This is a genomic window from Nocardioides baculatus (genome assembly GCF_016735675.1).
Taxonomy (GTDB): Bacteria; Actinomycetota; Actinomycetes; order Propionibacteriales; family Nocardioidaceae; genus Nocardioides; species Nocardioides baculatus.
Genome location: NZ_JAERSG010000005.1, coordinates 303,414 through 323,248, shown reverse-complemented (window position 1 = coordinate 323,248; position 19,835 = coordinate 303,414). Strand labels below are relative to the sequence as shown.

Here is a 19,835-nt window from a genome sequence, read left to right as displayed (position 1 = left end):
CCTCCCCCGCTTCGCTCCTCCGCACAACGCCGCGGGGACCCCGGAGAAGCTTGCGTACGGCGCTCGGCGCGCGCGTGCTGGCCGGGGCGACGCGGGCCGAGGCGAGGGCGTACGGCCTGCGCGAGAGCCACGTGGACGCCGGTGACACCACGCTGGCCGTCCTCGAGGGTGGCCCGGCGGACGCACCCGCGGTGGTGCTGCTGCACGGCTTCACCGCCGACCGCGTGGTGTGGATGCGCTTCGCGAAGCACCTCGTGCGCGACCACCGCGTCGTCATCCCCGAGCTCGCCGGTCACGGCGCGTCCGGCTTCGCCAGCGGCACCGGCTTCTCCGCACCCGCCCAGGCCGACCGCGTCGCCGCAGTGATGGACCACCTCGGGATCGACCGCGCGCACGTCGCCGGCAACTCGATGGGCGGCTTCGTCGCCGCGACCCTCGCGGTGGACCACCCCGAGCGCGTCCGCTCCCTGCTGCTCAGCGACGCGATCGGCGTCGCGTCCCCCGAGCCGAGCGAGGCCGAGCTCCAGATCCGGGCCGGGCGCAACCCGTTCTTCCTCGACGACGTGGCCGACTTCCCGGCGTTCTACGCGATGACGATGGCCCGGCCGCCGTTCGCCCCCGGCTTCGTGCGCGCCGCCATCGCGGCCGACTACGTGGCGCGGCGCTGCGACTACGAGGAGATCTTCGGCGACGTGTTCGACGTCGCGATGCTCGACGACCGGCTCGGCGAGATCGACGTCCCGACCCTGGTGATGTGGGGCGAGCAGGACCGGCTCGTGCACCCCAGCACGGCCCGCACGTGGGCCGACGGCATCGCCGGCGCGCGTACGGTCACCTATCCCGAGGCGGGCCACATGCCGATGCTCGAGCTGCCTGGCCGCACGGCCGCGGACTACCGGGCGTTCCTCGCGCGGATCAGCGCGCGGCCCTGAGGACGAGGTCGGCGCGGTCGGCCGGCCGCTCCGTCCGCTCGTGGTCGTGGCCCTCGGGGATCCACTTGGTGTCCCACAGCGCGAGCTCGGCCTCGTCGTCGCCCTGGAGCACGTTGCGCGCCTTCGCGCGGGCCCCCGCCTCGTCGGGGTCCATGTCCAGCCACACCGCCAGGTCGAACCACCCCGACGTCCGGTCGCTGAACAGCCGGATCCCCTCGACGACCAGCACCGACGGCATCGGGTGGTCCTCGACGCCGGTCTCCCCCGACCACCAGCGGTAGACGTAGCGGAGCCGCTCGCGTCCCTCGCGCGCGGACCGCACGACCCGCTCCAGCGCGTCCCAGTCGCACTGCTCCCACATCCCCGCGTCCGGCCCGCAGGTCGTCGCGTGGAACGCGTCGGTCGCCAGCACCTGGTCCTCGGTGAGCCCGAGGTCCGCGGCGAGCCGAAGCGCCAGGGTCGACTTGCCCGCCCCGCCGTGCCCGCTGATCCCGACCACGGGCACGCCCTCGGTCGCCTCGATCAGCCCGCGTGTCCGCGCCAGGAGGTCGTCGTACGCCGCCGTGGTGCCCATGGCGCGCCATGCTCGCGGTCGCCGGGCCCGGACGCCAGCGGATATCGGCTCCCCGGGATGGAGTCGAACCATCGTCGCTAGTCCTGATTCAAAGTCAGGCGGGCCCTGCCGGCAGACCAACCGGGGAATGTGGGGACAAGCCTAGGGCTTCCTCGGGACGTCATACGGACGGGGCAAGTGGTGGCCCCGTCCGTATGACGTCCCGGATGCACCGGGCACACGCGCTCGATCTTCACCAGACCTCCACACCGCATCGGGGCGATCCCTGATGACCGGGGTCGTACGGGGCCGCTAGCGTGGCGGGCGTGACGGGGGAACAGCACGGGCCAGGGCCGGTCATCACGACCGCGGGCCTCACCAAGCACTACGGCGCGGTCCACGCGCTGACGGACCTGACGGTCCAGGTCGGATCCGGCGTGACCGGACTGGTCGGCGCCAACGGCGCGGGCAAGTCGACGCTGATCAAGATCCTCCTCGGGCTGCTCGAGCCGACCGGCGGGCAGGCGTCCGTGCTCGGGCACGACATCGAGCACGCGGGCCAGGAGATCCGTCGCGTCGTCGGCTACATGCCCGAGCACGACTGCCTGCCGCCCGACGTCAGCGCGAGCGACTTCACGGTCCACATGGCCCGGATGTCCGGACTGGGTGCCTCGGCGGCCCGCGAGCGGGCAGCCGACGTGCTGCGCCACGTCGGGCTCGACGAGGAGCGCTACCGGCCGATGGGCGGCTACTCCACCGGCATGAAGCAGCGCGCCAAGCTCGCGCAGGCCCTCGCCCACGACCCGCAGCTGGTCTTCCTCGACGAGCCGACCAACGGCCTCGACCCGGCGGCGCGCAACGACATGCTCCGCCTGGTGCAGCGCATCGGGAGCGAGTTCGGCATCGCGGTGCTGGTCACGTCCCACCTGCTCGGCGAGCTCGAGCAGGTCAGCGACCACGTCATCGTCCTCGACGGCGGCCACCTGCTGCGCTCGAGCGCCACCGGAGACTTCCTCCAGCAGACCGGGAGCCTGCTCGTCGAGGTCGTCGGCACCGAGACCGAGCGCGACCGGCTCGGCGAGGCCCTCGCCCGTCTCGGGCTGACCTGCCGCCCGCGCGGTGCGATGGTCGCCATCGACCCACCACCTCCCGAGCTGGCCGCCGAGGGCGTCGCCCACGACCTGATCCGCGACGTCGCCGCCGAGCTCGGGCTCGGCCTGATGCGGCTCCAGCCGGACCGGCGTCACCTCGAGGACGTCTTCCTGGACGGAGGAGCCCGTGTCTGAGGTCTCGCAGCCGGGGGGCCGTCCCGGCGTCATCCACGACCTCGGCTACCGCCACTACGACGGCGTACGCGAGGGCACGGCGACCATCGCCCGCACCCTCTTCGTCACCGGCCTGCGCCACGCCTACGGTCTGGGCCGCTCGGGCAAGTCCAAGGTGATGCCCTTCCTGCTGCTCGGCATGTCGGTGCTCCCGGCACTCATCGTGGTCGGCGTCGTCGTGCTGACCGGGCTCAGCTCGCTTCCGGTCGCCTACGCCGACTACACCAACCAGACCCAGCTGCTGGTGAGCCTCTTCGCCGCGGCGCAGGCGCCGGTCCTGTTCTCCCGCGACCTGCGGCACCGCTCGATCGTGCTCTACCTCGCGCGGCCGCTCGCCGCGCCGGTCTTCGCGCTCGTGCGGTGGCTCTCGCTCACCGTCGCCGTGTGGCTCTTCATGTCGGTCCCGACGCTGCTGCTCTACGTCGGCGCGATGCTGGCCGGCCTCGACAAGAGCGACCAGACGACCTCGCTGCTCAAGGCGGTCGTCCTCCAGGTCCTGCTGGCGATGCTGATCGCCGGCATCACCGGGCTGATCTCGTCGGTCTCCCTTCGGCGCGGCTTCGCCGTCGTCGGCTCGGTGATGGCGCTGATCGTCCTCACCGGCGTCATCACTGCGGTGCAGGCGATCTCGGCCGACCAGGACGCCGACGCGGCCTCCACGACCGTCGGACTCTTGTCGCCGTGGTCGCTCTACAGCGGCCTCGCCAACGCGTGGGACGCCGGGATCGACACGTTCGTGCCGGTCGACGGCGCGTGGCCGCTGGCGTACGCCCTCGTCGCGGTGCTGCTCGTCGCCACCTGTCTCCTGGGCCTGGTCGCCCGCTTCCGGAAGGTGGGCTCGCGATGAGCAACCTGGTCCTCGACTCCGCCTCGCGCTGGTTCGGCAACGTGGTCGCGGTCAACGACGTCTCGCTCAACATCGGTCCCGGCGTCACCGGCCTGCTCGGCCCCAACGGCGCCGGCAAGACGACGCTGATGGCGATGATGGCGGGCTTCCTCGCGCCGTCCGCCGGGCACGTGACGCTCGACGGCATGCCGGTGTGGCGCAACACCGAGATCTACCGCCAGATCGGTCTCGTGCCCGAGCGTGAGCTGAGCTTCGGCTACCTCACCGGCCGCCAGTTCGTCCGGGCCAACGCCGACCTGCACCGGCTGCCCGACGCGGCCGAGGCCACCGAGCGGATCCTCGCCGAGGTCGACATGGTCGAGCCCGCCGCGCGCCGCCTCGACACCTACTCCAAGGGCATGCGGCAGCGGGTGAAGATCGCCGCCGCGCTCGTGCACCAACCGTCCGTGCTGCTGCTCGACGAGCCGTTCAACGGCGTCGACCCGCGCCAGCGCATGCACCTGATGGACCTGCTCCGCCGTCTCGGCGACGACGGCCGCACGGTGCTCTTCAGCTCCCACATCCTCGAGGAGGTCGAGCGGCTCGCCCGCCACATCGAGGTCGTGGTCTCCGGACGGCACGCCGCCTCCGGCGACTTCGGCGCCATCCGCCGGCTGATGACCGACCGACCCGTGCAGTACGCCGTCCAGTCGAGCGACAACCGCGCCCTCGGCGCCGTGCTGATGGCCCGGGCCTCGGTGCGGGCGGTCAGCCTGCGCGGCGACCACCTCGACGTCCAGGTCGACGACCTCGGCAGCTTCGCCGTCGAGCTCCCCGGCCTGGCCAGGCAGCACGACGTGACCCTCTTCGAGCTCTCCCCCAGCGACGAGTCGCTGGAGAGCGTGTTCGCCTACCTGGTGGCCCGATGATCAACACGACCATTGCCAAGCTCGCCCTCCAGGCCCTCCTCGGCCGACGGCGCTTCTACCTCCTGCTCGCCTTCCCGGTGCTGCTGATCGGCCTCGTCGGGCTGGTCACCGCGCTGACGGACGGCGAGGCCGCATGGGAGATCGTCCCCGGTCTCGGCTACACGCTCGTGCTGCCACTGGTCGCGATCCTCGCCGCCTCGTCGGTGCTCGGCCCGGAGGTCGACGACGGGTCGATCGTCTACCTGCTCTCCAAGCCGGTCAGCCGCTACGGCATCGCGATCAGCAAGTGGCTGGTGGCGCTCGCCGCGACGCTGGTGGCCGGCTCCCTGCCGATCTTCGTCGCCGCGCTCATCACCGGCGACACCACCCGGGCGGTCGCGCTCTTCGTGGGTGCTGTCGTGGCCGGTACGACGTACTCCGCACTGTTCCTCGCGATCTCCGCGGTCACCCGGCACGCGGTCATCGCGTCGCTGATGTTCGTGCTGATCTGGGAGAGCCTGCTCGGCAACCTCTTCACCGGCGTCGCCTGGCTGAGCATCAGCCAGTGGGGCGTGCGCATCGCCCACGCGCTCTCCGACGAGCTGCCCGACCCGGCCAACCTGCCGTGGGCGATCGGCGCCAGCCTCGTCGTGACGGTGGTCGGCGTGTGGTTCGCCGGCGACCGGCTGCGGTCGTTCTCGCTGCGCGGCGAGGACTGACCCCGGCGCCCGACGCCGTCAGCGCGGCGCGCTCTCGTGGTGGAAGCCGTCGGGGGTCGCGCCCCGGCGCACGATGCGCGGACGCACCGGCGCGAGCAGGTGGTCGTCGGCTGACGCGGTCGCATGGGCGATCAGCTCCTCGATCGTGGACTCCACGCCGTGCCACTGGACGCGCACGTTGTCGATGACCTGGTTGATCGAGTCGCTGAGGCTGTGGAACACCTCGTCGGCAGTGCTGGCGGTGAGCTCGCGAGTGTCACCGGTCGGCACCTGTGTCGCGGCGTAGGTCAGCAGCTGGTTGGTCGCCGCTGCCGCGCTCGAGAGCGCAGCAGCCGTCCCCGCGACGGACGCGCCCCCGGTCGGGATCGCGGCCAGGAGGCCGAACACGAGCGCGCCGAGGACCAGCACCTCGAACGCCGAGTTCTCCGGCGGCAGGCCCAGGCTGTCGTGGCGGCGCCGGAGCTGCTCGTCCAGGAGTGCATGGACACCGTCGACGACGTTCTTCAGGCTCTGCTGGCCGAGGTCCACCACCGCCTTGCTGGCTGCGATCCCGCTGCAGACGGTCTCGGCGACGTAGGTCTGCCGCCGTGCGATGTGCTCGACCTGCCCGTACCAGTCGCCGAAGGCATCAGCGGCGTCCCCGTTCCACGCGGCCAGGTTGTTGTCGATGCGGGCGAAGTCGTCTCCCACACCCGTGCGCAGCCGGTCGACCACGCCCGTCCGGATGGCACCGACGGCGTCGTCGAAGGTCGCCGACTCGGTGCGGACGATGTCCCACGTCAGGGAACGGACGGACTCGGCCACCTGGGCACCCCAGTTGCGTCCCGAGGTGAGCAGCGGCCACCACGACCCCTCGGGGGCCTCGAACTCGAACGGGTACTTCTCGCCGACCTCGATCCGCGGGTACCACCCGTTGTTGGGCTGCGCGGCACCACCGCCCTCGGGGTTGGCCTCCACCCAGCGCACGAGCTCGTCGATGGCCCACACCTCCCCGAGCATCTCGCCGATCTCGGTCACCTTGGTCGCGAAGTCGTCGCGATCGAAGCTCGATCCGGTCATCGTCATCGTCCTCCGTTCCATCCGTCGCGCTCGAACCGCTCGCGCCGCTCCTCGGGTGTCTCGATCAGGTCGTCGAGGTGGAGCTCGTTCTCCCCGTCGTCCAGCTCGCTGCCGGGCTCGGGAGCGAAGGGTCCGGACGGGAAGACCGGCTCGGGCTCCGGTTCGGGCTGCGGGTCGGGCAGCTGCTCGAGCAGGTCGGGGTGGAGGAAGGGGAACTGTTGCTCGGGCGTCGGCCTGTGCTCCTGCAACGGCTCCTCGGGCACGACGTCGTCGAGCTCGGGACCGTCGCCGGTGCCCAGCCACGGTGGTCCGTCCGGCAGGATCGGCAGCGGCGCGTCATCGGGGCGGTCAGGGGCGTCGTACGGCGTCTCGTAGGGCGCGTCGAGCCCCGGCGGTGACGGGACGTAGGGCACCACGATGTCGCTGCGTCCGGCCAGCACACGGAAGCGGTCGTTCGCGGTCTGGTCCGTCGTGGCGTAGTCGTCGGCGATCTCGACGAGCGCCTCGCCGGTCTCCGACATGGCCAGTGACGTGCTGCGCAGCTCGACCTGGAGCAGCTCACGGAGCTTGCCGACCAGCGTCAGGGCGTACTCGCCGCCCGTGGAGTCCTGGAGGTGGCTGATCCGCTGGGCAGCGTCGTGCGTCGCGGACGTGACCTCCGAGTAGAAGGCGGCGAGCTCGGGGAAGTGCAGTCGCCCCGCCTCGTAGAGCGCCCACAGGTCGGCGGCGAAGTCCTTGCCGGTCCCCACGTCACGACGGTCGGACGGATCGTAGGGCGACGGCTGGTAGTGATCGACGGAATCGCGTGGCATGAGGTGCTCCCTCGGTTGGTTGGGCTCCTCGTTCCCGCCCCGCGACGTCGGAAACCCGCGGAGCGGCGGCGTAAGACCTTGGAAATATCTGACCCGCGGATGTCACCGGGATTCCTTCGCCCTCAATCGGACTAGGCTCGATTTCGTGGACCTCCCCGTGATGCCGCCCGTGCAGCCGATGCTCGCCAAGAGCGTCAGCGGGGTGCCGGACCCGGCGAAGCACGGCGGCCTGAGCTTCGAGCCGAAGTGGGACGGATTCCGCTGCCTGGTCTTCAAGGACGGCGACGAGGTCGAGCTGGCCAGCCGCAACACCAAGCCGCTGACCCGCTACTTCCCCGAGGTCGTCGAGGCCTGCCGCGAGCAGCTGCCCGACCGGATCGTGCTCGACGGCGAGATCTTCGTCGGCCTGCAGGGTCCGGACGGCTGGCGCCTGGAGTTCGAGACCCTGCAGGAGCGGATCCACCCGGCGGCCAGCCGCGTCGACAAGCTGGCTGTCGAGACACCCGCCGGCTTCGTGGCCTTCGACCTGCTGGCGCTGGGCGACGAGTCCTTCATGGACCGCCCCCTCTCGGAGCGGCGGGCCGCCCTCGTCGAGGCCCTCGGTCACCTCGACGGCACTGGACCGTGCTTCCTCACCCGCACCACCGAGGACGCGGCCGAGGCCGAGCGGTGGTTCGAGGAGTTCGAGGGAGCCGGGCTCGACGGTGTCGTCGCCAAGCCGCTCGGGTCGGCCTACGAGCCCAACAAGCGCACCATGCTCAAGATCAAGCACGAGCGCACCGCCGACGTCGTGCTCGCCGGCTACCGCGAGCACAAGACGTCCACGCCCGAGGAGCCGCTGATCGGCTCGCTGCTCCTCGGCCTGTACGACGACGACGGCGAGCTCCAGCACATCGGGGTCTCGGCCAGCTTCACCGCCGCGAAGCGAGCGTCGCTGTGGCAGGAGCTGCAGCCGCTGGTCTGCGACATCGCGGACCACCCCTGGGGTCGGTGGAACGAGTTCCTCACCGCCAACCCCGACCGCGTCCCCGGCACCCAGAGCCGGTGGAGCGCGGGCAAGGACCTCGGGTTCACCGCACTGCGCCCGGAGCGGGTGCTCGAGGTGAAGTACGACCACATGGAGGGCCGGCGGTTCCGCCACACCGCGCACTTCAAGAGGTGGCGCACCGACCGGGACCCCGAGAGCTGCGGATACGGTCAGCTCGACGAGCCGGCCGGCTACGACCTCACCCGAATCCTGAGCACCGACCCCGGAGGCGCATCATGAGCGACACCGACAACCTCGCCGACAGCAACGACCACGACACGATCCACGACGGGCAGGGCACCTACGACGTCGTCCTGCTCGTCGAGCAGGCCCTCTCTCCCGCCGACGCGGCCCAGGTCCGCTCGCTCCACTCGGAGATCGAGGACCAGGTCGTCTACCACGTGCTCCTCCCCCTCGAGGACGCTGCGGCCCGCATCGAGGCCTCGATGGGCACCCTCGGCGCCGGCGACCTGATGGCGGCGCCCGCCCTCGCGATGAACGACGTCGACATCGAGGCGCTGCGCAAGGAGTGCGAGGACACCTCCAACGCCGAGCTGGAGCAGACGCTCGCCGCGATCTCGGCCGCCGGCGGGAAGGCGACCGGCACGGTCACCTCCGAGCCCCCGGTCGACGCCCTCGCGGCCCTCGTGTCCACGGTCGACGCGCGCGAGGCGATCATCCTCACCCGTCCCCACGTCGTCGCGGAGTTCTTCCACGTCGACTGGACCTCGCGCGCCCGGCGCAAGCTCGGCGTACCCGTCCTCCACCTCATCGAGCACGAGAACTTCGACGAGCAGGCCTCCGGCCAGGGTGAGGGCGTCAGCGGCCTCTAGCCGAGTCGGCGCATCTGTACGCGCCAGCAGTGCCGAGTCGGCGCGACTGTCGAGCCGACTCGGCGCGATCGTGGCGAACAGATGCGCCCACTCGCCCCGTCGTCAGCGGCGGGTGAGGCGGCGTACGACAGCGCGGCGCAGGATCGCGGCCGCCTCGCGGCCACCGACCGACGGTGCCCCCGACGGATCGGCTGCCCCGTGGCGCCGCGCCTCCGCGAGGTCGCGGCGCAGCTGCTGGACGGTGCCGCGCTGGGCGTCGCGGGCCTCGCGCCCGGCGAGGGTCGACTCGGCGCGGGTGTGGTCGAAGGTGAGCGCCACAGCGTCGGCGTACCGCGCGGTGTAGTCGGCGTGGATCTGGTCGAGGCGCGCGAGCGTGGCGTCGTCGTGCGGCGTCGTGGTGAGCACGCCGAGCAGCTGCCAGACCTCCTCGGCCATGTCCTTGAGCCAGCCGGGGGTGGCGACGTCGTCCCAGGTGAGCTGGGACTTGCGCATGGACGGCTCGATGAAGTCGTCGACCGCGTGGTGCTCGCGCGAGGAGAGGTCGGTGGCGAAGTCGAGATCGAGCTGTTCCTGGACGGGCGCGAGAGCCGTACGCCAGTCGGCGAGGAGGTCGGTGTAGCGCACGAACGCACGCTTCCCGCCGCGACCGGCCAGCTCGGTGAGGAGCGCGGCGTGGACCCAGCCGGCGACGTTGGAGGTCTCCTTGGTGAGGCGGAGCTCCTCGGACTGGCTGGAGAGGTAGGCGATGTCGCGGGACCCGACGACCTCGGCGGGGTGCCGCAGCGCGGTGAGCCAGCGCAGGTCGACGTCGAGGTCGGCGCTGACCGTCTCCCACGCCCGGGCGAACCAGAAGGCGTGCGGGTCCTTGACGACGATCTGCGCATCCCCTCGTTCGGGCGTCTGCAGCTGGCCCGACAGCCACTCGCGGAGCTCGGCCTGCGGCTCGCCCGACGCGAGGTAGGCGGCCACCAGGTCGACCGCGGCGGGCCGGCTGTCGATGTTGAAGAGCGCGAGCTCCTTGAGGTGGCGCTTGTGGAAGTCGATGACCCACTGCGGCTCGTAGAACCCGCGCGGGTTGGTCTCCGACGCCTCCACCTCGGGCTGCGGCACGTGCAGGCCGAGCCGCTTGAGGGTGCCCGCCAAGGAGCTGGTGCCGCTGCGACCGGAACCGGAGACGAGGACCAGCGGGGTGCGGGACTGCGGCATGCGGGTCACCCTATCGGCCACGGCGCGGGCCCCTAGGATCGTGGCGACGACCCCTCGAGACAGGACTGAGGCGCACGTGGCACTGGGCGACAAGCTGGGCGGGAAGGTGCGGTCGGTGGTGCGGCGCGCGCGCCGCGACGGCCCCCTCGACATCGTCTTCGTGCTCTTCAACGCCGACGGCATGGGTGGCACCGCGCGCTCGGGCATCGAGCAGGCCAACGCCCTCCTCGCGCTCGGCGAGGGCCACCGGGTCCGCATCCTCAGCGTCTGGCGGAGCGGCGCGACGACCCACTACCCGCTGTCCGACGGCCTCGAGGTCACCTACCTCGTCGACGTACGACGTGAGCGCGCCACCGCGGTCGCCGGCCGCCACCCCGACGGCGTCGCCCAAGAACTGGCACAGCGCGAGTCCGTGATCGTGCCGCGCAGCTGGGACGCGCTCTACAACGGCCTGACCGACGCCACGATGCGCGAGGCGCTCGGCTCGATCGAGGCCGACGTGCTGGTCACCACGACCCCCGAGCTGCTGGCGGTCGTCGCCCAGCTCGCGCCCGCCGACGTGGCGCTCGTGCACCAGGAGCACCGCGCCTCCTCGGCCCGGGTCAACGACCTGGGGGCGCTGCTCGAGTTCGCCCCGCGCGCCGACATCGTGGTGTCGCTGACCGAGTCGATGTCTCGCTGGCTCGCCGGCCGCCTCGGCGGCGCGGCGCCCGAGCTGGTGGTCATCCCCAACCCGCTGCCCGGCACGCCGCAGCCCCGCTCGCCCCTGGACCAGAAGTCGTTCGTGACCGCCGGCCGGCTGGCCCCGGAGAAGCAGTTCGAGCACCTCGTCGACGCGTTCTGGCGCATCCACGAGGAGGTCCCCGGCTGGACGCTGACCATCTGGGGCGACGGCCCGCGCGCCGACAACCTCGCCGCCCAGGTCCGCAAGCTCGGCCTCGAGGACCGTGTCCTGCTCCCGGGCTCGACGACCGACCTCGCCGCCGAGTGGGCGAAGGCCAGCGTCGCCGTGCTCGCCTCGCGCGGCGAGGGCTACCCGCTCGTGCTGCAGGAGGCGATGTCGGCGGGCGTGCCGCCGGTGTCGTACGACTGCCCGTCGGGACCGCGCGAGATGATCACCCACGACGTCGACGGGCTGCTCGTGCCGCCGGCGTCCAAGGCCGCGATGGCCGCCGCGATGCTGCGCATCGCGACCGACGACGACCTGCGGACGCGCCTCGGTGCCGCCGCGCTCGCCCGGTCGGAGCGCTGGGACGGCCAGGCGCTGGGCCGCCAGTGGGTCGGCGTGTTCCGCACGGCCGTCGAGCGTCGTGCCGACCCCCTCGCTCCCCGCCGGGTGCTGCACGGCCTGCGTCCCGGTCCGCTGGGCGACCTCCCCGAGACGAGCTCGGCAGCGGGCATCACCCCCGCCGAGGCGCGTACGACGGCCCTGCGGGTGCTCACCTCCGCCGCTGCGGCAGCCGGGGACGGCTGGTTCGTGATGCCCGCGCGCGGCCTCGACCCGCACCCGGTGGTCGTCGTGCCGTCGTCGCGCCGCGGCGACTTCCTGTCCGCGCTCGCGGCCGCCGGCGTGCCGGACTGGCTGTCGGTCCGCGATCCCGCCGAGCGAGGCTGGCACGAGCGCCGCGGGACCGTCGCGGCGATGACCGACGAGCTCTCCCGCACCCGCACCGCCTCCCTCTTCCTGGAGCCGTGGCCGATGCGCGGTGGGCACGACGGCGTGCTCGGCGAGGGCGTCGAGGTCGGCGTGCAGTTCTGGGAGGAGTCGCCCGAGGGCGACCTGTTCGCGCCCGGCCTCAACCGCTACGGCGACCGCGTCCCGGCCGGCACCCCGCGCACCACGATCCCGGTCGAGGGCATCGACGTGCCCACCCTGGAGCTGATGGCGCTGCCGACGGTCGACGACGTCCGCTTCGACGTCGACGTCGTCTACACCTGGGTCGACGGCGACGACGAGGAATGGCTCGACGCGCGCGACCGCCGGATCGTCGAGACCGGCGGCACCCCGAGCGAGCGCGCGGGCGGCGCGCAGCGCTACAAGTCCCGCGACGAGCTGCGCTACTCCATGCGCAGCCTCCACCTCTTCGCGCCATGGGTGCGCCGGATCCACCTCGTCACCGCCGGCCAGGTGCCGACCTGGCTGGACACCTCGCACGACCGGATCCGGGTCGTCGACCACCGCGACATCCTCCCCGCATCGGCGCTGCCCACCTTCAGCTCGCACGCCATCGAGACGCGACTGCACGCCGTCCCCGACCTGGCCGACCACTTCGTCTACGTCAACGACGACGTGTTCCTCGGCCGGCCGAGACGGCCCGAGCACTTCTTCACCCCCGGCGGGCACTACGCCGCGTTCGTCGCCGACCACCGCGCCGTCGGCCTCCCCGGCACGGACGACCGCCCCTACCTGACTGCCGGGCTCAACAACCGTCGCGTGCTCACCGACGCGTTCGGTGTCGCTCTGACGCAGACGATGATGCACAGCCCGCACCCGCAACGGCGTACGACCCTCGAGGAGATCGCGGCCCGCTTCCCGTCCGAGGTGGACGCGACGACCCAGGCGCCGTTCCGTTCCGCGACCGACCTCTCGCTGCTGTCGTCCTTCGCCCAGAACTACGGCCTGATCACCGGCCAAGCCTTCCGCGCGAGCGCCCACCACGGCTACGTCGACCTCGGCCACCAGCAGCTGCCCGCCCAGCTCAAGCAGATGCTCAAGCGCGACCGCGACTTCTTCTGCGTCGCCGACAACATGCTCTCGGCGTTCGACGACGAGCGGGCCGACGGCCTGCTCCACGAGTTCCTCGAGCAGTACTTCCCGATCCCGGCCCCCTGGGAGCTCGGCTAGCCGCCGGTCGAGGAGGTCGCGCAGCGACCGTCACGAGACCAGGGCCGCCTGACACGTGCGGTCTCGTGACAGGCGCCAGGACGCCTTCCTCGACCACCGGTGGTCAGGCTCAGCCCTCGATCCTGTTGCCGTCCTCGTCCCAGTGGGACTCGACCTTCTTCGACGGCTGGACCCGCGGGGGCTCACCGGGCATCTTCGGGTGGTCGGGCGGGAAGTTGAGCTCGACGGGGTGCTCGTCCCAGAGGTCGAGGAGCGGCTGGAGCGAGTGGTGGACGTCGTCGATCGTCGCCCAGGGGTCGCCGTCGGAGGCGAGCCGCTCGGGGACCGTGAACAGGTTCAGCCCCGTGGGCGAGTCGAGCGTCGCCAGCTCGTCCCACGACAGCGGCGTCGAGACGGGCGCCCCGGCGATCGGGCGCAGGGAGTACGCCGACGCGATCGTGCGGTCGCGGGTGTTCTGGTTGAAGTCGACGAAGATCCTCGTCCCCCGCTCCTCCTTCCACCACGCCGTGGTCACGCCGTCGTCGCGCTTCTCGAGCTCGCGCCCGAAGGCGATCGCCGCGTGCCGTACGGCCGCGAAGTCCCACTGCGGCTCGATCCGCACGTAGACGTGGATGCCCCGGTTGCCCGACGTCTTGGCGAAGCCCGTCATCCCGAGGTCCGCCAGCAGCTCGCGCGCCACGCCCGCGACCCGTACGGCGTCGGCGAAGCCCGTGCCCGGCTGCGGGTCGAGGTCGATCCGCAGCTCGTCGGGATGGTCGACGTCCGCGCGCCGGACCGGCCACGGGTGGAACGTCAGCGTGCCCATGTGGGCGCACCAGACCGGCACGGCGATCTCGGTCGGGCAGATCTCGTCGGCCGTGCGGCCGGACGGGAACGTGATGGTGGCGGTCTCGAGGTAGTCCGGAGCCCCCTTGGGGACACGCTTCTGGTAGAACGCGTCGGCGTTGCGGTCCTGCGGCCCGGTGGCGAGCTTCATCCCCGGGCGCACGCCGGACGTCCACCGCTCCAGCGCCGTCGGGCGGTCCCGCAGGGCGCGCATCAGGCCGTCCTCGACGCTCGCGAAGTACTCCGCGACCATCAGCTTGGTGACCTCGCCGGTCGTCTCCGTGGCCTCGTAGATGACGCGGTCGGGCGAGGAGACGCGGACCTCTCGCTCGCCGGCCCGGACCATCACCGGCTTCGCAGCTGCCATGTCCCGACCCTAGCCGGGGCCGACGCAGTCGGACACGGCGTGGGTCGGGAGGTTGAGCAAGCCCGCGACTGAGCTTGCGAAGTCGCGTCAGGCGCGTCGAAACCAGGCTCCTCCGGGCCGCACGCTGGCCCGCGTCCGTAAACTGGAGCCATGGCCTACGACGTGCAGAAGACCGACGAGCAGTGGCGTGAAGAGCTCAGCGCGGAGGAGTACGCCGTCCTGCGGCAGGCGGGCACCGAGCGCGCGTTCACCGGTGAGTACACCGACACCGAGACCGAGGGCACCTACTCCTGCAAGGCGTGCGGCTCGGAGCTGTTCACCAGCGACACGAAGTTCCACTCCGGCTGCGGCTGGCCGAGCTTCTACCAGCCGATGACCGACACCGTGGAGTACATCGAGGACAACACCCACGGCATGAAGAGGGTCGAGGTGCGCTGCGCGAAGTGCGGCTCCCACCTCGGCCACGTCTTCCCCGACGGCTTCGGCACGCCCACCGGCGACCGCTACTGCATCAACTCCATCAGCATCACGCTCAACGAGAAGAAGTAGCTCAGGAGACGGGCTCGAGTGCGGAGCTGATCCGCACCAGCCCGTCGCCGTACGTCGTGTCGGCCCAGTCCTGGATCGACCCGTCGTCGAAGACCACCGTCGCGTCGAGCGAGTCGGGCGAGGTCGAGCCGCTGGTGAGCAGCTGCTCGCCGAGCGCCGCCTGGAGCTCCTGGTTGACCTCGTTGAGGTCCGCGTCCGTCTTCTCGACGGTGGTCACGCACAGCAGCCCGCCCCACGTCTTGCGGAGCTCGGCCTCGGCACCCTCGGGGTCCTCGGTGACGGCGACGCTGATCGTGCCGTTGCTCAGCCACGCGGTGGCGTACGACGGCAGCGCGGCGGCCGCGGCCAGGGTGGCGTCCATGTCCTCGGGGCTCGCCATGTCGGCATCGGTCGTGGTCGCGTCGTCGCAGGCCGGCTCGAGCCCGCCCGTCTCCGGCTCGGCCATCGCGTCGTACAGCGCGGCGGGGATGCTGTCGGTGACCGTGAAGGTCGTGCCGTCGTAGGTGCCGGTCACGTTGTACTGCCCCCATGTCACGCCCGAGGCCTTCTCCGCGCCGACGTCGCCGAACTCGAAGTCCACGAGCGCGGGGCCGCCGCACTGGGGCGGGTAGGACTCGGCGATCGCGCCGAGGCAGAGCTCGGGGCCCTCGCCGGCGTCGAGGACGGTGACCAGCCCGCGGGTGCGGACCTGCCCTTCGGGGACGGGGGTCGGCGCAGCCGTCGACGACGGCTCACCGGAGGCCGCGGGGTCGACGGCGTTCGTGTCGCCCTCGTTGCCGCAGGCGGCGAGGGCGGTGACGGACAGGACGAGGGCGAGGGCTGGGGCCAGGCGTGAGTACGTCATGGTGGTCCGACGTTACTGCGGCAGCTCTCGTTCCGCGTCAGGAGGCGCGGCCCGGGCACGCCGTCGGCAGGTACGCCTCGCGCCACGCCTTGAACCCGCCGACGACGTCGGTCGCGTCGAGCCCGAGGCTGCGCAGCGCGTCCGCGGCGAGGCTGGAGGTGTAGCCCTCCTGGCACAGCACCACGATCCGGGCGTCGTACGACGCCTCCGGCAGGCACGCCTCGGACCGCGGGTCGAAGCGCCACTCGAGCACGTTGCGCTCGACGACCAGCGGCCGCAGCGCCGGGCTCACCTCGCCCTCCGCAGCACGCTGCGCGGCGGGCCGGATGTCGACGAGGAGGGCGCCGTCGAGCGTCTCGCGGTAGGCCGCCTCGACGTCGATCCGGTCCAGGCGCGAGCGCGCGTCGGCCAGGAGGGCGTCGACCCCGTCGTGGTGCGGCGGGCTCGCGACGGCGGTCACCAGGTCTCCCGCTGCTCAACGCCGGTCACCTGGAGCCGGCCGCGCACCAGCTCGTACCGCGTCATCGCGGCGAGCGAGGGGGCGTAGGCGTGCAGCGACACCGCCGTACGGACGCCGTGGTTGATCACGTCGTGGATGTGGCTGCCGTCGAACTCGCGGACGCCGGGCGACTGCAGCGTCGTGGCGGTGGCCACGCCGGTCCAGACGTACTCCGTGAGCTGCCCCTCCAGCACGACGAACGCGCCGCTGGCCGAGCCGTGGTCGTGCCAGCCGGTGCTCGACCCGGCCGGCCAGGTGATCAGCCAGATGTCGGCGTCCTCGCCGTGCGCGACCCGCACCCACGTGCGCTCGGGGACGGAGAGGTCCACGGCGCTGAGCGGGTCGTGCGTGGCGAGGTACTGGGCGAGTGCCGCGCGGGCGGTCCCGGAGGTCGGGCGGCGGCGGACCGGGCTGGACGAGGGGCTGGATGAAAGGCTGATCGAGGGGCTGGAGGTGGGGAAGATGGCGGTCATGCTCGCTCCTTTGAACAATGTCGAGTGACTTACTCTACATTGCTCACGACAGCCGATCCTGCCATTGGGCGCCACGTGTTGCCGAGCGCCGGTGACAGGTCAGGGCAGGCGCGCGATGAGGTCCGCGGCGGTGACGCGGGCGCCGGTGTAGAACGGCACCTCCTCGCGCACGTGCATCCGGGCGTCCGACGCGCGCAGGTCGCGCATGAGGTCGACGATGCGGTGCAGCTCGTCGCACTCGAAGGCGAGGATCCACTCGTAGTCGCCGAGCGCGAAGGACGCGACGGTGTTGGCCCGTACGTCGGCGTAGCCGCGCGCCTGCTGCCCGTGCTGGGCCAGCATCCGACGGCGCTCGGAGTCCTCGAGGAGGTACCACTCGTAGGACCGGACGAACGGGTAGACGCAGATGTGCGCCCGCGGCTCCTCGTCGGCGAGGAACGCCGGGATGTGCGACTTGTTGAACTCGGCCGGCCGGTGCAGCGCCATCTGTGACCAGACGGGCTCGAGGCGGTTGCCGAAGGTGGTGCGACGGAAGGCGTTGTAGGCGCCCTGGAGCGCCTCGGAGTCCGCGGCGTGCCACCAGACCATCAGGTCCGCGTCGGCGCGCAGGCCGCTGACGTCGTAGAGCCCGCGGACCACCACGCCCTGCTCGGCGAGGGAGGAGAAGAGCGCCTCGACCTCGAGCGCGTCGGCGTCGCGGTCGGCCTCCCCGATGAGGTCGCGGAGCTTGAAGACCGACCACATCGTGTAGCGGATGGTGTCGTTGAGCTCGCGGGTGCGCGCCGCGTTCGTCTTGTCGCTACTCATGCGTTCATTCTGCCTGCGTGAGCGAGGCCACAGCGCGGCGGGCGGACCCGATCACCGCCGGGACGCCGACGCCGTCGTACGTCGCCCCGCACAGGGCGAGCCCGGGCAGGTCGGCGACGGCTGCGCGGATGCGGGCGACGCGGTCGAGGTGGCCGACGGCGTACTGCGGCAGGGCGCCGCCCCACCGCTGCACGTGGGTGTCGACGGGACGTGCCGTGATGCCGGCCAGTGAGGCGAGGTCGGCGAGCGAGACCCGCACCAGGCCCTCGTCGGTGGCCTGCAGCGTCGCCTCCTCGCGGTGCCGGCCGAGCGAGGTGCGCAGCACCACGACGTCCGGGTCGAGGTCGCGCACCCAGCCCCACTTCGCGAAGGAGAACGTGGCCGCCTTGATCGCGCGCCGCTCGACCGGCGGCACCAGGAAGCCGGAGCGCTCGAAGAGCGCGTCCGGCAGGTCCTGCGCCCGGAAGGCGAGCGTCACGACGGCGACGCTCGCGGACTCGACGCTCGCGAGCTCGGCGGCAGCGGCCGGCGTCACGTCGGCGAGCAGCCTGGCCGTCGGGGTGGCCGGGGTGGCCAGCACGACGGCGCCCGCCTCGACGGTCTCGGGGTGCGTGGTCGGACCGACGGTGAGCGCCCAGCCGTCCGCCGTACGCCGCAGGGCGCGGACCGTCGCCGAGGTCCGGGCCTCGAAGCCACCGCCGGCGACGACGAGGCCGGGCAGGCGGCCCATCCCCCCGGGAAGGGTGGCGAAGACCGGAGCGGCGGAGACGGGGACGGACGCGGCCTGGTCGAGGAGCGAGCCACGGCGGGCCATCGCCAGCAGCTGCGGCACAGCGGCGGCGGCCGAGATGCGGCGGGCGTGGCCGGCGTACACGCCGCCGAGGAGCGGCTCGACCAGCCGCTCGACCACCTCGACGCCGAGTCGCGAGGCGACGAGGTCGCCGACCGACACGTCGTCGGCGACGTCGGTCGGGGTCTCGGCGGAGACGCGCGCCAGTCCCTCGGGGCTGAGCACCCCGCTCCCGGCGAGCTGGTCCAGGTCGAGCGGGACGCCCATCAGCGACCGCGGGAGCGGACGGAGGGCTCCGCGCGACCAGACGCCGGAGGTCGCGGCCGTCGGGTGCAGGACCTCGGTGCCGAGCTCGTCCGCCAGGTCGAGACCCTCCGGCCGGCGGGCCAGCATCGCCTCGGCGCCGACGTCGACGGTGAGCCCGGCGACCTCGGCGCTGCGCAGCTTGCCGCCGACCTGCGGCGAGGCCTCGAGCAGCAGGACGTCGCGTCCGGTCGCGGCGAGCCCGCGGGCCGCGACGAGCCCGGCGACTCCCCCGCCGACGACCACCACGTCCCATGCCACGCCGTCAGCCTAGGGTGAGCGGTGTGGAAGCCAACGTGAGCACCGACCGGATCGCCGTGATGATCGACGCCGACAACACCCGGCCGTCGTACGCCAACGAGGTGCTGAGCGAGGTCGCGAAGTACGGCAACCCGACGATCCGGCGCGTCTACGGCGACTGGACCAACCCGCACCTCACCCAGTGGGCCCGCAAGCTCAACAGCCTCGGGCTGCGCGCGATGCACCAGAACGCCTTCACGCACGGCAAGAACTCGACCGACCTCGCCCTCGTCATCGACGCGATGGACCTGCTCTACGACGGCAACGTGGAGGCCTTCGCGCTGGTGACCAGCGACAGCGACTTCACCAGCCTCGCGCACCGGCTGCGCGAGTCCGGGAAGACCGTCTACGTGCTGGGCGAGAACAAGGCTCCCGAGTCGCTGCGCAACGCCTGCGACAAGTTCATCGACCTCGCGGTCGTCGCCGAGACCCCCGACGCCGCCGAGGACCCCGAGGACCCGCAGGACGACTCGCAGGAGCCGGCCTCCGCCGAGATCAACCTCGAGAGCGCGCTCACCCGCGCGATCAACGCGGTCTCCGACGACGAGGGCTGGGTCCCGCTGCCGACGCTCGGCAACCAGCTGATCCGCACCCACCCGTCGTTCGACGCACGGACCTTCGCCGGTCCCGGCGCCCGGCTCAGCACGCTGGTCGCGGAGCAGCCCTACCTCGAGACGACGGGCACCGGCAACGCGATGCGCGTACGCCGCAAGGGCGGGGCACCCGCGAAGAAGGCCGCCGGCAGGTCGGCTCCGAAGTCGGCCCCGAAGTCGGCTCCGAAGGAGACCAGGGACGCGGCCAAGGACGTGACCAAGGAGCCGCGGGCACCGCGGGCGAAGAAGGCCAAGGCAGCCACGAACGCCGAGACGACGCAGCCGGCCGAGACCCCGGCCCAGGCCCCGGCCCCGGTCCCGACCGTCACCACCACGACGCGCGCCGCGAGGAAGAGCAGCAAGGCCGCGGCCAAGAAGTCCTGACACGTCACAGTTGCGTCACGGCCGGAACCGGCCTCGGCGCGACCGGCGTCGGACGG

Annotated in this window: 20 protein-coding genes and 1 tRNA gene; 10 read left to right on the top strand and 11 right to left on the bottom strand. The window is 72.2% G+C overall.

All coding sequences use genetic code 11. The annotated features are described in order from the left end of the window. The first annotated feature begins 50 nt into the window (after positions 1 to 50). Positions 51 to 932: an alpha/beta fold hydrolase gene (locus tag JI751_RS17130; protein ID WP_201939234.1), complete on the top strand. Its 882-nt coding sequence runs from the start codon at positions 51 to 53 to the stop codon at positions 930 to 932. On the opposite strand, the gene JI751_RS17125 is transcribed toward JI751_RS17130, so the two are convergent. Then, positions 916 to 1,506, bottom strand: coding sequence for a nucleoside/nucleotide kinase family protein (locus tag JI751_RS17125; RefSeq protein WP_201939233.1), 591 nt, complete (start codon positions 1,504 to 1,506; stop codon positions 916 to 918). The genes JI751_RS17130 and JI751_RS17125 overlap by 17 nt on opposite strands. A 48-nt stretch (positions 1,507 to 1,554) precedes the next feature. Further along, positions 1,555 to 1,633: transfer RNA gene (locus JI751_RS17120), tRNA-Gln, on the bottom strand. Positions 1,634 to 1,811: 178 nt separating this feature from the next. Between JI751_RS17120 and JI751_RS17115 the strand changes: the two genes are divergently transcribed. The 4 genes from JI751_RS17115 to JI751_RS17100 are packed head-to-tail and all read left to right on the top strand — an operon-like array spanning position 1,812 to position 5,263. Then, positions 1,812 to 2,771, top strand: a complete 960-nt coding sequence (locus JI751_RS17115; RefSeq protein WP_201939232.1) for an ABC transporter ATP-binding protein — start codon at positions 1,812 to 1,814, stop codon at positions 2,769 to 2,771. Then, positions 2,764 to 3,657 carry an ABC transporter permease gene (locus JI751_RS17110; protein ID WP_201939231.1) on the top strand — a complete coding sequence of 298 codons (894 nt, stop codon included), beginning with the start codon at positions 2,764 to 2,766 and terminating at the stop codon, positions 3,655 to 3,657. Before JI751_RS17115 ends, JI751_RS17110 begins: the two co-directional genes overlap by 8 nt. Then, on the top strand, positions 3,654 to 4,565 hold the full coding sequence (locus tag JI751_RS17105) for an ABC transporter ATP-binding protein (RefSeq protein ID WP_201939230.1): 912 nt from the start codon (positions 3,654 to 3,656) through the stop codon (positions 4,563 to 4,565). The genes JI751_RS17110 and JI751_RS17105 overlap by 4 nt, the downstream gene beginning before the upstream one ends. Beyond that, a complete protein-coding gene (locus tag JI751_RS17100) occupies positions 4,562 to 5,263 on the top strand; it encodes an ABC transporter permease (RefSeq protein WP_201939229.1) in 702 nt (233 codons plus the stop codon). Before JI751_RS17105 ends, JI751_RS17100 begins: the two co-directional genes overlap by 4 nt. A gap of 18 nt (positions 5,264 to 5,281) precedes the next feature. Here the strand turns inward: JI751_RS17100 and JI751_RS17095 are convergent, their stop codons facing one another. Continuing rightward, positions 5,282 to 6,322, bottom strand: a complete 1,041-nt coding sequence (locus JI751_RS17095; RefSeq protein WP_201939227.1) for a hypothetical protein — start codon at positions 6,320 to 6,322, stop codon at positions 5,282 to 5,284. Between the two features lie 2 nt (positions 6,323 to 6,324). Beyond that, complete coding sequence (locus tag JI751_RS17090) at positions 6,325 to 7,134, bottom strand: hypothetical protein (RefSeq protein ID WP_201939225.1); 810 nt, start codon at positions 7,132 to 7,134, stop codon at positions 6,325 to 6,327. A 145-nt stretch (positions 7,135 to 7,279) separates the two neighbouring features. On the opposite strand from JI751_RS17090, the gene JI751_RS17085 reads away from it, so the two are divergent. Continuing rightward, positions 7,280 to 8,401 carry an ATP-dependent DNA ligase gene (locus JI751_RS17085; RefSeq protein WP_201939224.1) on the top strand — a complete coding sequence of 374 codons (1,122 nt, stop codon included), beginning with the start codon at positions 7,280 to 7,282 and terminating at the stop codon, positions 8,399 to 8,401. Further along, positions 8,398 to 8,994, top strand: coding sequence for a hypothetical protein (locus tag JI751_RS17080; protein WP_236666412.1), 597 nt, complete (start codon positions 8,398 to 8,400; stop codon positions 8,992 to 8,994). Before JI751_RS17085 ends, JI751_RS17080 begins: the two co-directional genes overlap by 4 nt. A 102-nt stretch (positions 8,995 to 9,096) precedes the next feature. On the opposite strand, the gene JI751_RS17075 is transcribed toward JI751_RS17080, so the two are convergent. Next, positions 9,097 to 10,200: a sulfotransferase family protein gene (locus JI751_RS17075; RefSeq protein ID WP_201939222.1), complete on the bottom strand. Its 1,104-nt coding sequence runs from the start codon at positions 10,198 to 10,200 to the stop codon at positions 9,097 to 9,099. Between the two features lie 76 nt (positions 10,201 to 10,276). Between JI751_RS17075 and JI751_RS17070 the strand changes: the two genes are divergently transcribed. Next, positions 10,277 to 13,045: a stealth family protein gene (locus JI751_RS17070; RefSeq protein ID WP_201939220.1), complete on the top strand. Its 2,769-nt coding sequence runs from the start codon at positions 10,277 to 10,279 to the stop codon at positions 13,043 to 13,045. Between the two features lie 109 nt (positions 13,046 to 13,154). Here JI751_RS17070 and JI751_RS17065 read toward each other — a convergent pair whose 3' ends face one another. Then, positions 13,155 to 14,237 carry a DNA polymerase domain-containing protein gene (locus JI751_RS17065; RefSeq protein ID WP_201939217.1) on the bottom strand — a complete coding sequence of 361 codons (1,083 nt, stop codon included), beginning with the start codon at positions 14,235 to 14,237 and terminating at the stop codon, positions 13,155 to 13,157. Between the two features lie 150 nt (positions 14,238 to 14,387). On the opposite strand from JI751_RS17065, the gene msrB reads away from it, so the two are divergent. After that, positions 14,388 to 14,786, top strand: a complete 399-nt coding sequence (gene msrB, locus JI751_RS17060; RefSeq protein ID WP_201939215.1) for a peptide-methionine (R)-S-oxide reductase MsrB — start codon at positions 14,388 to 14,390, stop codon at positions 14,784 to 14,786. Position 14,787: 1 nt separating this feature from the next. On the opposite strand, the gene JI751_RS17055 is transcribed toward msrB, so the two are convergent. The 5 genes from JI751_RS17055 to hemG form a co-directional block, all read right to left on the bottom strand. Further along, the gene (locus tag JI751_RS17055) at positions 14,788 to 15,630 is read right to left on the bottom strand and encodes a hypothetical protein (protein WP_201939214.1); all 843 of its coding nucleotides are present in this window, start codon (positions 15,628 to 15,630) and stop codon (positions 14,788 to 14,790) included. Positions 15,631 to 15,667: 37 nt separating this feature from the next. Further along, the gene (locus tag JI751_RS17050; RefSeq protein ID WP_201939212.1) at positions 15,668 to 16,090 is read right to left on the bottom strand and encodes a rhodanese-like domain-containing protein; all 423 of its coding nucleotides are present in this window, start codon (positions 16,088 to 16,090) and stop codon (positions 15,668 to 15,670) included. After that, a complete protein-coding gene (locus tag JI751_RS17045) occupies positions 16,087 to 16,602 on the bottom strand; it encodes a cysteine dioxygenase (protein ID WP_201939211.1) in 516 nt (171 codons plus the stop codon). The genes JI751_RS17050 and JI751_RS17045 overlap by 4 nt, the downstream gene beginning before the upstream one ends. Positions 16,603 to 16,701: 99 nt before the next feature. After that, positions 16,702 to 17,409, bottom strand: a complete 708-nt coding sequence (hemQ, locus tag JI751_RS17040; protein WP_201939210.1) for a hydrogen peroxide-dependent heme synthase — start codon at positions 17,407 to 17,409, stop codon at positions 16,702 to 16,704. Positions 17,410 to 17,413: 4 nt separating this feature from the next. Then, on the bottom strand, positions 17,414 to 18,763 hold the full coding sequence (gene hemG, locus JI751_RS17035) for a protoporphyrinogen oxidase (RefSeq protein WP_307814322.1): 1,350 nt from the start codon (positions 18,761 to 18,763) through the stop codon (positions 17,414 to 17,416). Between the two features lie 23 nt (positions 18,764 to 18,786). Between hemG and JI751_RS17030 the strand changes: the two genes are divergently transcribed. Continuing rightward, positions 18,787 to 19,779, top strand: coding sequence for an NYN domain-containing protein (locus JI751_RS17030; RefSeq protein WP_201939209.1), 993 nt, complete (start codon positions 18,787 to 18,789; stop codon positions 19,777 to 19,779). Positions 19,780 to 19,835: the final 56 nt, after the last annotated feature.

What these genes read in the sequence shown, in the direction of transcription:
- msrB (WP_201939215.1), top strand. Translation starts at nt 14,388, where the DNA reads ATGGCCTACGACGTGCAGAAGACCGACGAGCAGTGGCGTGAAGAGCTC.
- JI751_RS17105 (WP_201939230.1), top strand. Translation starts at nt 3,654, where the DNA reads ATGAGCAACCTGGTCCTCGACTCCGCCTCGCGCTGGTTCGGCAACGTG.
- hemQ (WP_201939210.1), bottom strand. Translation starts at nt 17,409, where the DNA reads ATGAGTAGCGACAAGACGAACGCGGCGCGCACCCGCGAGCTCAACGAC.
- JI751_RS17065 (WP_201939217.1), bottom strand. Translation starts at nt 14,237, where the DNA reads ATGGCAGCTGCGAAGCCGGTGATGGTCCGGGCCGGCGAGCGAGAGGTC.
- JI751_RS17125 (WP_201939233.1), bottom strand. Translation starts at nt 1,506, where the DNA reads ATGGGCACCACGGCGGCGTACGACGACCTCCTGGCGCGGACACGCGGG.
- JI751_RS17080 (WP_236666412.1), top strand. Translation starts at nt 8,398, where the DNA reads ATGAGCGACACCGACAACCTCGCCGACAGCAACGACCACGACACGATC.
- JI751_RS17095 (WP_201939227.1), bottom strand. Translation starts at nt 6,322, where the DNA reads ATGACCGGATCGAGCTTCGATCGCGACGACTTCGCGACCAAGGTGACC.
- JI751_RS17055 (WP_201939214.1), bottom strand. Translation starts at nt 15,630, where the DNA reads ATGACGTACTCACGCCTGGCCCCAGCCCTCGCCCTCGTCCTGTCCGTC.
- JI751_RS17045 (WP_201939211.1), bottom strand. Translation starts at nt 16,602, where the DNA reads ATGACCGCCATCTTCCCCACCTCCAGCCCCTCGATCAGCCTTTCATCC.
- JI751_RS17075 (WP_201939222.1), bottom strand. Translation starts at nt 10,200, where the DNA reads ATGCCGCAGTCCCGCACCCCGCTGGTCCTCGTCTCCGGTTCCGGTCGC.
- JI751_RS17100 (WP_201939229.1), top strand. Translation starts at nt 4,562, where the DNA reads ATGATCAACACGACCATTGCCAAGCTCGCCCTCCAGGCCCTCCTCGGC.
- JI751_RS17090 (WP_201939225.1), bottom strand. Translation starts at nt 7,134, where the DNA reads ATGCCACGCGATTCCGTCGATCACTACCAGCCGTCGCCCTACGATCCG.